Raw genomic sequence first — 13,051 nt, forward strand, 5'->3', positions numbered from 1 at the left:
ACCTGCCTCCTTGGTCGCTCCCGATTGACGCACGTTTGCGGCGCCAAGGAAAGCGACCGTTCCGGGTCATCGCTGTCGGCTGGGCTTGTCGCTATACTCGGGGATTTGCAGGGGAAATTGCCTCGATGCCAGCGCTCCTGGGGCTTCAATGACTATGGACACCAACGACCGTGATTGAACTTCAACGACTGTGGCACCGCCTGGCCAGTCGCGTGCTCGATCGCTGGCTGGCCTTTCGCCTGGTCGAGCCGGAGCCCTTCCAGCTCGATTCCACGCTGCCGACATTCTATGTCATCGCTCGCCCCTCGATGACCGACGAGCTCGCCGTCGAACGCCTGAGCCGCGATCTCGACCTCCCCGACGCCGGCGAATGGCATCCCTTCGGTCACGGCGGGCTGCCGGCCTGCTTCGCCCTGCCGCGCCTGCGGGGCAGTCGCGGCAAGATCCGGGGCCAGCATTCGGCACATCTGCAGCAGCTGCTGGACGCGCTCGAGGCCGACCCCGAGCTGGACGCGCAGCTGGTGCCGGTCAGCGTGTTCTGGAGCCGCGCCCCGGGCAAGGGCTTCGGCTTCTGGAAGATGCTGGCCGCGGACGACTGGGCCTGGAGCGGGCGTCTGCGCCGGCTGCTCTCGGTGATCGTCAACGGCCGCCATCTGGAGGCGCACTTCGGCGAGCCGATCCGGCTGCGGCCGCTGATCGACGATCCCGCCGTCACCTTGACCCAGCGCAAGGTTGCCCGGGTGCTGCGCGTTCACTTCCGCCGCATTCGCGCTCGAGTGCTGGGGCCGGACATCTCGCATCATCGCACGCTGGTGCGTGGCGTGGTCGATAGCCAACCGGTTCGTCAGGCCGTGCTCGAGGCTGCCGAAACCAATCGCAGCACACCGGCACGCGAGCGCCGGCGCGCCGAGCGTTACGCCCGCGAAATCGCCTCCAACATGTCGTACCCGGTGCTGCGCTTCTTCTATGAAATGCTCAAGCGGCTGTGGAACCGTCTCTATGACGGCGTCGATGTACACGGGCTGGACGCGGTCAAGGCGATCGCCGGCGAGCGCACGCTGATCTACGTCCCCTGCCATCGCAGTCACATCGACTACCTGCTGCTCTCCTACGTGCTCTACCGGGAAGGCCTGATGCCGCCGCACATCGCCGCGGGACGCAATCTCGACATGCCGGTGATCGGCGCGCTGATGCGACGTGGCGGCGCGTTTTTCATGCGCCGCAGCTTCAAGGACAACCGCCTCTACGCCACCGTCTTCAACGAGTATCTGCACCAGCTGATCGCCCGAGGTCATCCGGTGGAATACTTCATCGAAGGCGGGCGCTCGCGGACCGGGCGGATGCTCTCGCCCCGCCCCGGCATGCTGGCGATGACGCTGCGCTCGTTCGCGCGGGACGCGATCCGGGATGTCGCCTTCGTGCCGGTCTACGTCGGCTACGAACGCGTGCTGGAGAGCAACAGCTATCTGCGCGAGCTCCGCGGCGGCCGGAAGAAGAAGGAGTCTCCGCTGGATCTGCTGCGCGTGCTCAAGCATCTCCGCGAGCCTCATGGCCGTGTCACCGTCAGCGTGGGGGAGCCGCTATCGCTGGCCAGCTTCCTGAACGATACGGTGCCGGACTGGCAAGGCGAGCCCGCTTCGACACGCCCGGCGTGGCTGAATCGGGCCGTTCCGCTGCTGGGGGAAACGCTGGCTCGCCGAATCAACGACGCCGCCAGCCTGAATGCCGTCTCGCTGGTAGCGATGACGCTGCTGGCGACGCCGCACCACACCATCGAATCCGATCTGCTGGCACACCACATCGGCCTGCTGGTCAGGCTCCAGAAGCATCTGCCCGGCAGTCGGCGCTGCCAACTGCCGACGGGAGAACCGGCGGAGTGGATCGATCACGCCGTGAATCTGGGCTTCGTCACGCGTCAGCCCCAGGCGCTCGGCGAACTGATTACCGCGCGCCCGGAGCAGGCGACGTTGCTGACCTGGTACCGCAACAACGTACTCCATCTGTTCATGCATCTCGGGCTGGTGGCATTCGCCTTTCGCAACAACGCCGCCTTCTCGCTCGACGACCTCGATGCACTGCTGACGCCGGCCTGGCCGCTGCTGGCGCAGGAGCTCTATTTCGCGCCACCGGACGATCCACGACAGCGCCTGGCGGATACCCTCGACGTATTGACGGAAGAAGGCCTGCTGCAAGCCACCGACAACGGCTGGCGCCGGCAGCCCGGGCATCTCGAATCCAGCGAACATCTGCGACTGCTGGGGCAACCGGTGCAGCCCACGCTGGAGCGCGCCTATCTGCTGCTGGCATCGCTGCTGCGCTATCCCAGCGGCGAGCTGACCCGGGAAGTGCTGGAAGAACACAGCCGTCAACTGGCCGAGCGCCTGACGCTGCTGGCTGGGCTCAACGCCCCGGAGTTCTTCGACAAGCGTCTGTTCAGCGGATTGCTGGACACGCTCGAACAGCAAGGCTGGCTACGCGTCGAGAACGAGCATCTCTTCTACGAAGAATCGCTGCCGCGCCTGCAACGACGCAGCCGGGCGCTGTTCGACCCGGAGCTGCGCCACCGCCTGGTGCGGTTGACGCGCCAGTAGGCCTCGCTTTTCCTCCAACGGCCTGTCAGGCCAGGCGCCGCGCGGCCTCGCGACGGCGCTTGAGTTCGTAGATCACCGCCATCCCCACCGTGAAGAGAATCATCAGCAGCGCCAGCGCGTTCACCGCCGGGGTCAGCCCCGTGCGAACCTTGGAGGCGATGTAGATCGTCAGCGTCGTGTCGTAGCCGGCGACGAACAGCGTGGTGTTGTAGTTCTCCAGCGATTGCAGGAACGCCAGCACCGCCGCCGACAGGATGGCCGGCTTGAGATACGGCAGCAGGATCCGGCGGAACATCTGCCATTGGCTGGCGCCGAGATCCAGGGCCGCGCGTTCCAGCGTGCGGTCGAAGCGCTGAAGCCGAGCCGCCACCATCAGCATGACGTAGGCAGCGATAAAGGCGCTCTGGGCGATGATGGTCAAGGCGATGCCCCCGTTCACGCCCCAGTTCCGCCAGAAGATCAGCGTCGAGATGCCGATGATCACCCCCGGCGTCAACAGCGGCGACAGGATCAGCGCGTAGATGAAGGATTTGCCGCGCCCCTCGACCGTGGTCAGGAACAGCGCGCTCGCCACGCCGATGGGCAGCGCCAGACACAGCACGCCGACGGCTACCAGCAGGCTGTTGACCAGCGAGCTCCACATCCCGCCATCGGCCCACAGCGCCGAAAACCACTGCAGCGTGGTGCCGGTCCAGGGCGTGACGGTCGGGAAGCGGCTTTCGTTGAACGTCGCCGCCGCCATGATCACCAGCGGCAGAAACAGATAGACGAAGAAAACCAGCAGGTAGGCCTTGAGCGCCCAGGAGAAGAATCGCGATGAACTCATGAAGCGCTTTCCCTATTTGGCAATGTCGCCGAGCCCGACCTTGAAAATCCGCATGATGACGGTGACGAAGACGATACACAGCACCAGCAGCAGGAAGGCATAGGCGGCTCCCTGATTCCAGTCCCCGCCTTCGAAGAACCAGTTGTAGATGATCTGCGTGAACCAGCGGCTGCCCGGCGAACCCAGCAGCGCCGGTACCGCATAACTGCCGGCCGCCAGCATGAACGTCATGATGCAGCCCGTGGCGATGCCCGGCTTGGCATGGGGAATCACGATACGCCGATGGGTGCGGCCCCAGCCTGCGCCCAGATCCCGCGCGGCGCGAATCTGGTTGGAATCCAGGCTTTCGATGGCGTTATAGAGGGGAAAGACCATGAACAGGATGTAGGCATAGACCATGCCCACCAGCACGCCGATATCGCCATTCAGAAAGCGGATCGGCCGGTCGATCAGGCCCAGCGCGAACAGCAGCTCGTTGAGCGGGCCGCGAAAGGCGAAGATGATGTACCAGGCGAAAGTGCGAAGAATCTCGTTGATCCAGAACGGGATGATCAACAAAAGCAGACACAGGGCCGCCTGCCCCGGTGTCGCGACCTTGGCGAGATAATAGGCCAGCGGGTAGCTGACGATCAGCGTCAGCACGGTGACGAGAACACTCGACCAGATCGTCTTGAAGAAGATCGCGAGGTGGATGTCGTTGTTGAAGAAGGTGGCGTAGTTGGTCAGCGACCAGACATCCTTCTCGCCGCCGCGTTCGGCCGGCAGCAGCGAGGGATGAAACGAGTAGTCGATCATCTGCCATTGCGGCAACAGCACCATCACGATCAGCCAGATCCCCAGCAGCGCCACGATGGCCATGGTCAACGGAACGCCGAAGCGATTACGCAGTTGCTGCCACATCGATGGCCTCCTCGCTCGGCTGACCCGCTTCGGCACCCGCCAGCACCACCGCCTGATTCGGCGCATAGTCCAGCCGGCAAGCGCTACCGACGGCGAACTGGCCTTCGAGTTCCCCTGCCGCTGCGTGCGGCAGATGGGCCCGGATCATCGGCCCCTGCTCCAGCGCGATTTCCAGCGTCAGCCACGCCCCTTCGAAGTGCTCGGTCCGGATCACCCCGCCGAGCGGCAGGCGCCGATCGTCGGCGGGCCCCACGCGCCACTGCTCGGGACGGACATAGAGCGTCGCCTCGTCTCCCGGTTCGACCGGGTCCATGGCGTGGCCTGTCAACGGTGCCGGCAGCCCGACATCCAGGGTCGCCATTCCGCCCTCCCGGGCCACGACACGGCCCGGGAACCGGTTGTTCTCACCCACGAAATTCGCCACGAAGTCGGTCTTCGGCTGGCGATACAGCGTCATCGGGTCGGCGACCTGCTGGATGCGCCCTTCCGACATCACGGCGACCCGATCGGACATGGTCAACGCCTCGCCCTGATCGTGCGTGATGTAGATGAAGGTGATGCCGGTCTTGCGCTGAATCGCCTTGAGCTCGGTGCGCATATGCTGGCGCAGCTTGAGATCCAGCGCCGACAGCGGCTCGTCCAGCAGCAACACCCTGGGCTCGACGGCCAGGGCCCGAGCGATCGCGATTCGCTGCTTCTGGCCACCGGAAAGATCGGCGACCGGCTTGTCTCCGCTGCCGCCCAACGCCACCAGCTCGAGCAGTTCATCCGCTCGCCGGCGACGCGCCTGACGGTCGATGCCCCGCACCTCCAGGCCGAACTCGATGTTCTGGTAAACGCTCATCAGCGGAAAGAGCGCCAGATTCTGGAAGATCATCGCCGTCGGGCGGCGATTGACCGGCACCCGGGTCATATCCGTGCCGCCGATGGCGACGCTGCCTTCGCTGGGCGTGAGAAACCCGCTGATCATGTTCAGCAACGTGGTCTTGCCGCAGCCGGAGGGGCCGAGAAAGCTGAAGAACTCGCCCGACTCGATCTCCAGCGAAGTCGGCTGAATCGCCGTGAAATCGCCAAATCGCATGGCGACCTGGCGCAGGGATACGCGACCGTCCATGACGTCCTCTTGGAATGATATCGTTACCGTAATTCCATGGTATCTCGACGATTCCCCGTGTCGTCTCACACGGGGAATCGTGGCGAGAGAGGCTTACGCCGACAGATAACGATCCTGATACTCGTTACGCAACGCGACGTACCACGGGTCCTGCACCGGCCACCACCAGAGGTTGTCCAGGTCCTGCTGGGTGTAGGAATCCCTGAAGAACTGGCGGGTCGCCTCGGGCAGCAACTCCTCGGCGCCGACGGCAGTGGAGTTGTAGCCGGTCGACTTGACGAACATCGCTCCCGCTTCCGGGGTGTAGTACCAGTTGATCAACTCGTAGACCGCGTCGACATTCTGCGCATTCTGGGGAATCACGAAGCCTTCCATCCACGCCATGGCGCCTTCCTTCGGCGCGCCATACGCGATGGGTTCGCCTTCGCTCTGCAGCCGGAAGGCGGTGCTGTCCCACGTCTGGCCGATCAGCGCGCCGTTGGTACGGAAGGCACCCTGCGCTTCGTTCTCGGTCGACCAGAACTGGATGACCATGTCCTTGTGCTTGAGCGCTTCGCCCAGGATGACATCGAAATTGGCGCGCATCGCCTCTTCGGTCTTGAACGAATCGAGCAACGGCCGTGGCAGCTTGCCCTGCCCTTCCAGCCACAGGCCGATGCCGACCAGTGCGGAGTGCGCCCGCACGGTCACGCCGGGGCCGATTTCCGGGTTCCACAGATCGCCATAGCTCAATCGGGATCGGTCGATATCCGTGTATCGGGTGTTGTAGGCGATGGCCTCGGTGCCCCAGTCCGACGGCGCAAAATAGCGCTTTCCATCGACCACGCCGCCGACTTCCGAGCCCGTCATCGCGGTATCCAGGCAGCCATCCCAGCGAATACGCGACGTATCCAGAGGCTGGATCAACTGATAATCCAGGTAGCCAGGCACACGGTCCACGGTAGGCATGATCACATCGAACCCGGAACCATCGGTGGCCCGCAACGAATTCATCAGTTCGTCATTGGTGCCATAGGGCGTGAAGGTCGCCTTGATGCCGGTCTTGGCGGTGAAATCCGCGAGCATTTCGTCGGTGAAATAACCCGCCCAGGCGTAAATGCGCAGCGTCTGATTCTGGGCAAAAGCGCGATTGATATAGAAAGGTACCGAAGCGGCGGCACCGGCAGCCGCAGCCCCCTGCAAGAAACGACGACGGGAGAGGGTCATCGAAAGGTCTCCTGTTGTTTGTCGAACCGCCGCCCGGGTTCGCAAAAATACCGGCTAGCGGAAAACATTGTTATACGACAGACCTGTTACGACAGCGTGACGTTTCGTATTGGCATTTCGTGGTTATTGAACGTCCGCTCAAAAAGAGATTACCAGCCTGTCATGGAAAAGACATCTGAACGAAGGTCCAGAACGGAGAGGCAAGGGGCAAGGGGCAAGGGGCAAGGGGCAAGGGGCAAGGGGCAAGGGGCAAGGGGCAAGGGGCAAGGGGCAAGGGGCAAGAACCGATTAAAAAGCGGCCGAGCCGCGACGGCAAGTGCCGAAACGTCAACGGACAATCTTTCACCCACGAAAAAGCCGGCCCTGAGGCCGGCTTCGTTCGATAGAGTGGCTCAAACAGCCACTCGAATCGGATTCAGCTTAGAAGCTGTAGACAGCACCGAAGGAAACGCCATCACCCTGGTCGTCTTCACGGTCACGAACCACACCCTCGACGAAGGTGTACATGGCCGGAGAGATGTTGTAGGTGACACCAGCCACGACTTCGTTGAAGGACTGGTCGCCGTCGCCATCGCCATACGTGGTGGCATAACCGGAGTCGCTTTCGGCATCAACATACTGGTAGGAGCCGTACAGATCGCCGTAGCCGTAGCCCCAGCGTGCACCCAGCGCGTAGAAGTCGACGTCGCTGTCGTCATCGTCGCCATCCAGACGCTCGGCCTTGGCGGCCAGGCGCAGCGTGTCGATGGTGTACTGCGCGGTCAGGCCATACGCATCGCCCGGATCGAAGCTGTCACCCACGCCGACGCCCGCGTCAGCATCCGCAGACTCGATGGTGCCTTCGTAGGTACCCAAGTTGTCGTAGACAGCTGCCACGGAGAAGGCGCCGACGGCATACTTCACACCGCCGAAGAAGGAGGCATTGTTGTCGCGATCGACTTCATATTCGGAATCATAGGCCGCGCCGTCGAAGGTGCTCTGCGCGTCACCCTTGAACTGGCTACCAACGGCGAACTGGAACCCGCCCAGCACCGGAGACATGTACTGCAGCTTGTCGCCTTCGCGGTCATCGTTGATGTCATTGCCGCCCATCAGAGCAGTAGTGGAATCAGATGTGTCGAAGGATTCGTTATTGGCGATCGGATCCTGGACCCAGTCGTCGATCAGCGTATCCCAGGAACCGACACGGAAGTCACCGAAGTTGCCTTTCAGACCCAGGTAAGCCTGGTCACCGGAGTTGATGCCGCCGTTGATTTTCTCTTCATCGGCATTGTGCTCGAACTCGGCCTTGAAGTAGCCGGTCAGACCCGGGTTGATGATGTGCTGGCCGGAGAAACCGACAGTGGAGCCGTTGTCGGTCAGCTCGTCTTCAGAATGGCCGTCACCGTCTTTGGTGCTGTAGTAGGCCATCTGGATATTGCCGTAGATGTCGAGCTGCGTGCCGTCCTGGTTGTAGACAGTCGCTGCCTGGGCAGCAGCGGAGGCGCCCAGGGCACCAGCAATAGCAGTCGCTAAGAGCGTCTTTAACTAGCTTACTGTTCGATCGTGTCTGCAGATGCAGTCGGCTTCGGCACCTTCAACCAGCTTCGTCACGCGAACGAATGACGGCTGTGGAACTTGGAAGCCTTGTTATTGTCCAATGCTCGCCCGGAATACCGGGCTTTAAAGGAACGCAACAAGAAAAAAACACTGTTTTCGTTCCCTGCGTGAACTCCCGATTTCCATCCCATGCCAGGGGTCGGTCGGTAATACCGGGCGCTCGAAGCCTAGCCTCGGGCGATGACAATCCCATGACACCCCACGGCCAGGCAAGTAAAAACGGGAGGACATCGTACGACTCAACGTCGCATCAAGACTAAAGTTCAACGGCTCGTTACACGGTCTGTTTGCCGGACTCCACCCTTCTCCCGGTTCACTCCTGCGGGCGTTGCCCGTGCTTGGCCAGTAGCGCCCCGATCTTGCGATCCAGCTTTTCCGACCGCTGCTGCGTTTCACGCGCTTTCTGTTTCTTCTGCAAGGCTTCCAGCTGTCGCTTGGCGTGCTTGGCCTCGTCGACCGTGACGAGCTCGCAATCCTCCCCCGCCATGTCGACACGCCGCGCCCCCTCTCGCACCGATTTCAGATAGCGCGGCAGATGCACGTAGCAGGCCAGGGCGCGACGAACCAGCTTCTCGGGCCAAGGCTCCACCTCGCACAGATCGAGATGGATACCGGTTTTCAGCGGCCGCGTATGGCCCTTGAAGAACGTCTTGGGATAACGCTTGTACCACTGGGCAAGCAATGCATGTGGAGAAGGCGCTTCGTGTTCGGCACCAAACGCCAGCGAATCCTGCGGCTGCTCGGGACCTGCCCCGGCCAGCGCCGGGTCATCCGGTGAAGTGGGTAAATGCGTATCGGGCGAGAGCGAGGCGGCGTCGTCAACCGGAGGCTCAGCGCGAGTGGTCTCCACGGCTTCCGCGACCTGCCCCCCTTCTTGCTGCGCTGTCTCGGAAGGTGAACTATCAAGTGGCGGCGCCGAAGTCAGGCGCTGCAGCGGAGAGACCGGTTGCCCCGGATTCGGGCGGGTGGCGGCCTCGCCCTCTTTCGGCCGAGGTCGCCGGAATGCCAGGTTCCCCAGCCCACGCGTCCGGGTTCCGCCATCCGGTTCTTCGTTATGATCCCGTCCCTTGACCACCATGGGATCCAGTTCCGCCAGGGCAAGCAATCGCTCCTTGAGCGCCCGGTTTTCGGCCTCCAGGGCCCGGCACCGCTCTTTCTCGGCTTCCAAAGCAGCTTGACCCGCTTCGACCTGGTGCTCGATGGCAGCCAGGAGCGCCTGTGTTCGATCCGTCAACACGGCACAACTCCTCTCAAGTCCTCTCAGTCAACATCGGGACACGCCGTCGCTCATCCTGACGACAGGCACTCCATCCCGCTCGAGCGCATGATTTCTCTTGGGCGCATGGCTTCTTTGGCGACTCAGCCAGACCCAGGCGTGCGGCGATATTGGACGAAAGCATAATTCGGCCGATCCGGCTCCGACACCATGGGGATGCGCTCCACTTCCTCCCACTGGTCACGCTCGACGTCCGGGAAGAAGGCATCGCCCTCCACCTCGACATCCACCTCGGTGAGGTGGAGCCTGTCGGCAACCGCCAGCGCCTGCCGGTAGATCTCGCCTCCGCCCATCACCATGATTTCATCCGCGCCGTCGATCAACGCCTGATGATCGGCGAGTTGCAGCGCCTCGTCCAGCGAGTGACACACCCGAATGCCCTCGCGCTGGTAGTGAGAATCGCGCGTTATCACGATATTGAGCCGTCCCGGCAGCGCACGGCCGATCGACTCGAACGTCTTGCGCCCCATCACCAGCGGCTTGCCCAGCGTGAGGGACTTGAAGCGCTTCAGGTCTTCGGGCAAATACCAGGGCAGGCGGTTGTCCACGCCGATGACGCGATTGCGCGACATCGCCGCGATCATCGCCACCGGTGTTTCCAGCTTCAGTGATTTCACATCGTTCATACGGCGATCGGGGCCTTGATGGATGGGTGAGACTCGTAGCCCTCGATCGCGATGTCCTCGAAGCGGAAGTCGAACAGATCATCGACCGCCGGATTGAGCTTCAACCTCGGCAGCGGCAATGGCTCGCGGGAGAGCTGCAACCGGGCCTGATCGAGATGATTGAGATAGAGATGGGCATCCCCCAGCGTATGCACGAATTCGCCGGGCTTCAGCCCGCAGACCTGGGCGACCATGTGGGTCAGCAGCGCATAGCTGGCGATATTGAACGGCACGCCCAGGAAGATGTCCGCGCTGCGCTGATAGAGCTGGCACGATAGCTCGCCGTTGGCGACATAGAACTGGAACAGCGCGTGACAGGGCGGCAACGCCATCTCGTCGACCAGGGCAGGGTTCCAGGCCGAGACGATGTGGCGGCGAGAGTCCGGGTTACGGCGTATCTGCTCGACCACCTTGGCGATCTGATCGATATGCTCGCCATCGGGCGCGGGCCAGCTGCGCCACTGGTAACCGTAGACTGGCCCAAGATCGCCATCGGCATCCGCCCACTCGTCCCAGATGGTGACGTTGTGCTCGTGCAGGTAGGCGATATTGGTATCGCCCCGCAGGAACCAGAGCAGCTCATGGATGATCGAGCGCAAGTGGAGCTTCTTGGTGGTCACCAGCGGGAAGCCCTCGCGCAGATCGAAACGCATCTGGTGGCCGAACACGCTAAGCGTGCCGACACCGGTGCGATCGGCTTTTTCAACGCCGCTGTCGAGCACGCGCTGCATCAAGTCGAGATAGGGCCGCATGGGCACGCTCCTTTACGGTGACAGGCCCATCGCGGGAGATGAGCCTGTCGAAACACTTTATCAAATTCGAAACGGCTGGAGATCGGAGCATTCGCTCGCTCGGCGCGCCCCGCTCAGCGGGCAGTTCGATCCTCGCGCGCGTCGTCGACCCCATTGTGCCGCGACCAGACGATCAGCGCGATACCGGCAAGAATCATCGGCAGCGACAGCAACTGGCCCATGGTCAGCCAATCGAAGGCGATGAAGCCCAACTGCGGATCCGGACGACGAAAGAATTCGGACAGGAATCGAAACGCGCCGTAGCAGATCAGGAAGAGCCCCGAGACGAAGCCGCGCCGGCGCGGCGTCAGCGAGACGATCCAGAGCACCCCGAACAGCACGACACCTTCGAGGAAGAATTGGTACAACGAAGAGGGATGACGCCCCTGCCCGCCCATGCCCGGGAAGACCAGCGCCCAGGGAACGTCGGTCACGCGGCCTGGCAGTTCATGGTTGATGAAATTGCCGATGCGTCCGGCACCCAGTCCGATCGGCACCAGCGGCGCGATGAAATCCGTCAGCTGGAAAAACGCCAGGCCGTGCTTGCGCGCGAACAGCAGCGCCGCCACCAGCACCCCCAGCAGGCCGCCGTGGAAGCTCATGCCGCCGTCCCAGACCTGGAATATCCACAGCGGGTTTTCCAGCAAGCGGTCCAGGCCGTAGAACAAGGCATAGCCGATACGACCGCCGAGCACGACTCCCAGCGCCCCGTAGAACAGCATGTCGCCGATATCGTCCGGCTTGAGCCCCAGGCGGTCGGCGCGTCGGCGCCCAAGCCACCAGGCCCCCACGAAGCCGATGACGTACATCAGCCCGTACCAGTGCACCTTGAGCGGGCCCAACGAAATGGCCACCGGGTCGATCTCGGGGTAAGCCAGCATGCTTTCTCCTTGGCTACGAAAGAGTTAAGGGAAACGCTGAATAAATCGGCGAGCAGGATGAAGTGGGCGGCACTCCGTCGCAAGGCGCACGGAGCGCAGGAACCGGAGCATATGGGTTATATGTGAGGATTCCGACCGGGCTGGCGCTCCAGCACCGCGCAACGAAGCCGATTCACCTGCGCAGACATTTATGCAGTGTTTCCTTAGCCGATCATCAGCTTGATCCCTACCACGATCAGCAGGAGGGCAAAGATACGTCGCAGCGTCCTGGCAGGCAATGCATGAGCGACTTTGACCCCGACCCGGGCCATTGGCACGCTGGTCACCATCAGGCCGAGAAACGCCGGCCACATCACGTAGCCCGTCGCCCCCGCGGGTAGCGTCATCTCGCCCCAGCCCACGACGACGTTGGTCACGGTGCCGATCAGCGCGATCGGCAGGCCGATCGCCGAGGAGGTTCCCACCGCTTCCGTCATGCGGCTGGTGAAGCGCGACAACCAGGGCACCGACATGACGCCGCCGCCGACGCCGAACAAGGTCGAGACGCCGCCGATCACCGTCCCGGCCAGCGTCATCGGCCAGCGGCGCGGCACCCGGCCCCGGGTTGCCGGCGGGCGCGTCAACAGCATCTTCAGTGCCATCAGCACCGCGAAAACGCCAAACAGGCGTGTCAACGCATGCCCGGGCAGGGCCGACGCCAGCAGTACGCCGACAATACCGCCGACGATGAGCCCCGGTATCATCAGCCGCAGCCAGTCCTGGCGCACGCTACCGCGGCGCCAGTGGCCCCAGGCCGAGGACGCCCCGGTCACCACGATCGTCGCCAGCGACGTTCCGACCGCCAGATGCGCGACCACGGCAGGATCGAAACCTTGCGCCAGAAAGGTGAAGACCAGCGCGGGAACGATGACGATGCCGCCGCCGATGCCGAACACGCCGGCCATCAGACCGGCAGCGGCGCCGACCAGCAGATAGATCGCGATGGCGGTCAGCATCGGACGCCCCTTGCAAAATCGGATGAAAACGACGAAACATCGCCCAGCGTCGGGACAACGTTCGGATTGAGGAAGACTGACATGAAGCGATCCTGTAGAGAGCGAGGCATCGGTTGGCTGGGGCGCGAGTGTCGCCGCCTCGGCGTCAAGCCACCGGCGGTGTTGGGCGCGAGTCGCTAGCGTGCTCATGTTACGCTGCCGTCGGGG

The 13,051-nt window shown here is 63.0% G+C and carries 11 protein-coding genes; 1 reads left to right on the forward strand and 10 read right to left on the reverse strand.

Features of this window, described 5'->3' with window-relative positions:
• Window positions 1-170: 170 nt before the first annotated feature.
• Window positions 171-2,591, forward strand: a complete 2,421-nt coding sequence (gene plsB / locus R3F72_RS00460) for a glycerol-3-phosphate 1-O-acyltransferase PlsB (protein ID WP_332778624.1) — start codon at window positions 171-173, stop codon at window positions 2,589-2,591.
• Window positions 2,592-2,616: 25 nt separating this feature from the next.
• On the opposite strand, the gene R3F72_RS00465 is transcribed toward plsB, so the two are convergent.
• The 10 genes from R3F72_RS00465 to R3F72_RS00510 form a co-directional block, all read right to left on the reverse strand.
• Window positions 2,617-3,417 (reverse strand): ABC transporter permease, encoded by an 801-nt coding sequence (locus R3F72_RS00465; RefSeq protein ID WP_332778625.1) that lies wholly within the window; start codon window positions 3,415-3,417, stop codon window positions 2,617-2,619.
• Window positions 3,418-3,429: 12 nt separating this feature from the next.
• A complete protein-coding gene (locus R3F72_RS00470) occupies window positions 3,430-4,317 on the reverse strand; it encodes an ABC transporter permease (RefSeq protein ID WP_087719230.1) in 888 nt (295 codons plus the stop codon).
• Window positions 4,298-5,431 carry an ABC transporter ATP-binding protein gene (locus tag R3F72_RS00475; protein ID WP_087719229.1) on the reverse strand — a complete coding sequence of 378 codons (1,134 nt, stop codon included), beginning with the start codon at window positions 5,429-5,431 and terminating at the stop codon, window positions 4,298-4,300. The genes R3F72_RS00470 and R3F72_RS00475 overlap by 20 nt, the downstream gene beginning before the upstream one ends.
• 93 nt (window positions 5,432-5,524) lie before the next feature.
• Entirely contained in the window at window positions 5,525-6,637 is a 1,113-nt protein-coding gene (locus R3F72_RS00480; RefSeq protein ID WP_087719228.1) for an extracellular solute-binding protein, read from the reverse strand.
• A gap of 420 nt (window positions 6,638-7,057) precedes the next feature.
• Window positions 7,058-8,140 (reverse strand): porin, encoded by a 1,083-nt coding sequence (locus R3F72_RS00485; protein ID WP_087719227.1) that lies wholly within the window; start codon window positions 8,138-8,140, stop codon window positions 7,058-7,060.
• 409 nt (window positions 8,141-8,549) lie between these two features.
• Complete coding sequence (locus R3F72_RS00490) at window positions 8,550-9,473, reverse strand: ProQ/FINO family protein (RefSeq protein WP_256961231.1); 924 nt, start codon at window positions 9,471-9,473, stop codon at window positions 8,550-8,552.
• A gap of 122 nt (window positions 9,474-9,595) precedes the next feature.
• Window positions 9,596-10,138, reverse strand: coding sequence for a dihydrofolate reductase (locus tag R3F72_RS00495; RefSeq protein WP_087719226.1), 543 nt, complete (start codon window positions 10,136-10,138; stop codon window positions 9,596-9,598).
• Window positions 10,135-10,929, reverse strand: coding sequence for a thymidylate synthase (locus R3F72_RS00500; RefSeq protein WP_087719225.1), 795 nt, complete (start codon window positions 10,927-10,929; stop codon window positions 10,135-10,137). The genes R3F72_RS00495 and R3F72_RS00500 overlap by 4 nt, the downstream gene beginning before the upstream one ends.
• A 113-nt stretch (window positions 10,930-11,042) precedes the next feature.
• Window positions 11,043-11,849, reverse strand: a complete 807-nt coding sequence (gene lgt / locus R3F72_RS00505; protein ID WP_087719224.1) for a prolipoprotein diacylglyceryl transferase — start codon at window positions 11,847-11,849, stop codon at window positions 11,043-11,045.
• Between the two features lie 203 nt (window positions 11,850-12,052).
• On the reverse strand, window positions 12,053-12,844 hold the full coding sequence (locus R3F72_RS00510) for a sulfite exporter TauE/SafE family protein (protein WP_332778626.1): 792 nt from the start codon (window positions 12,842-12,844) through the stop codon (window positions 12,053-12,055).
• Window positions 12,845-13,051: the final 207 nt, after the last annotated feature.

Source organism: Salinicola sp. 4072 (assembly GCF_036663415.1).
GTDB lineage: Bacteria > Pseudomonadota > Gammaproteobacteria > Pseudomonadales > Halomonadaceae > Salinicola > Salinicola salarius_A.

Bases quoted from the DNA above. Each gene is read 5' to 3' on its own strand.
- R3F72_RS00470 (WP_087719230.1), bottom strand. From the start codon at position 4,317: ATGTGGCAGCAACTGCGTAATCGCTTCGGCGTTCCGTTGACCATGGCC.
- R3F72_RS00500 (WP_087719225.1), bottom strand. From the start codon at position 10,929: ATGCGGCCCTATCTCGACTTGATGCAGCGCGTGCTCGACAGCGGCGTT.
- R3F72_RS00510 (WP_332778626.1), bottom strand. From the start codon at position 12,844: ATGCTGACCGCCATCGCGATCTATCTGCTGGTCGGCGCCGCTGCCGGT.
- R3F72_RS00480 (WP_087719228.1), bottom strand. From the start codon at position 6,637: ATGACCCTCTCCCGTCGTCGTTTCTTGCAGGGGGCTGCGGCTGCCGGT.
- lgt (WP_087719224.1), bottom strand. From the start codon at position 11,849: ATGCTGGCTTACCCCGAGATCGACCCGGTGGCCATTTCGTTGGGCCCG.
- R3F72_RS00475 (WP_087719229.1), bottom strand. From the start codon at position 5,431: ATGGACGGTCGCGTATCCCTGCGCCAGGTCGCCATGCGATTTGGCGAT.
- R3F72_RS00495 (WP_087719226.1), bottom strand. From the start codon at position 10,138: ATGAACGATGTGAAATCACTGAAGCTGGAAACACCGGTGGCGATGATC.
- R3F72_RS00465 (WP_332778625.1), bottom strand. From the start codon at position 3,417: ATGAGTTCATCGCGATTCTTCTCCTGGGCGCTCAAGGCCTACCTGCTG.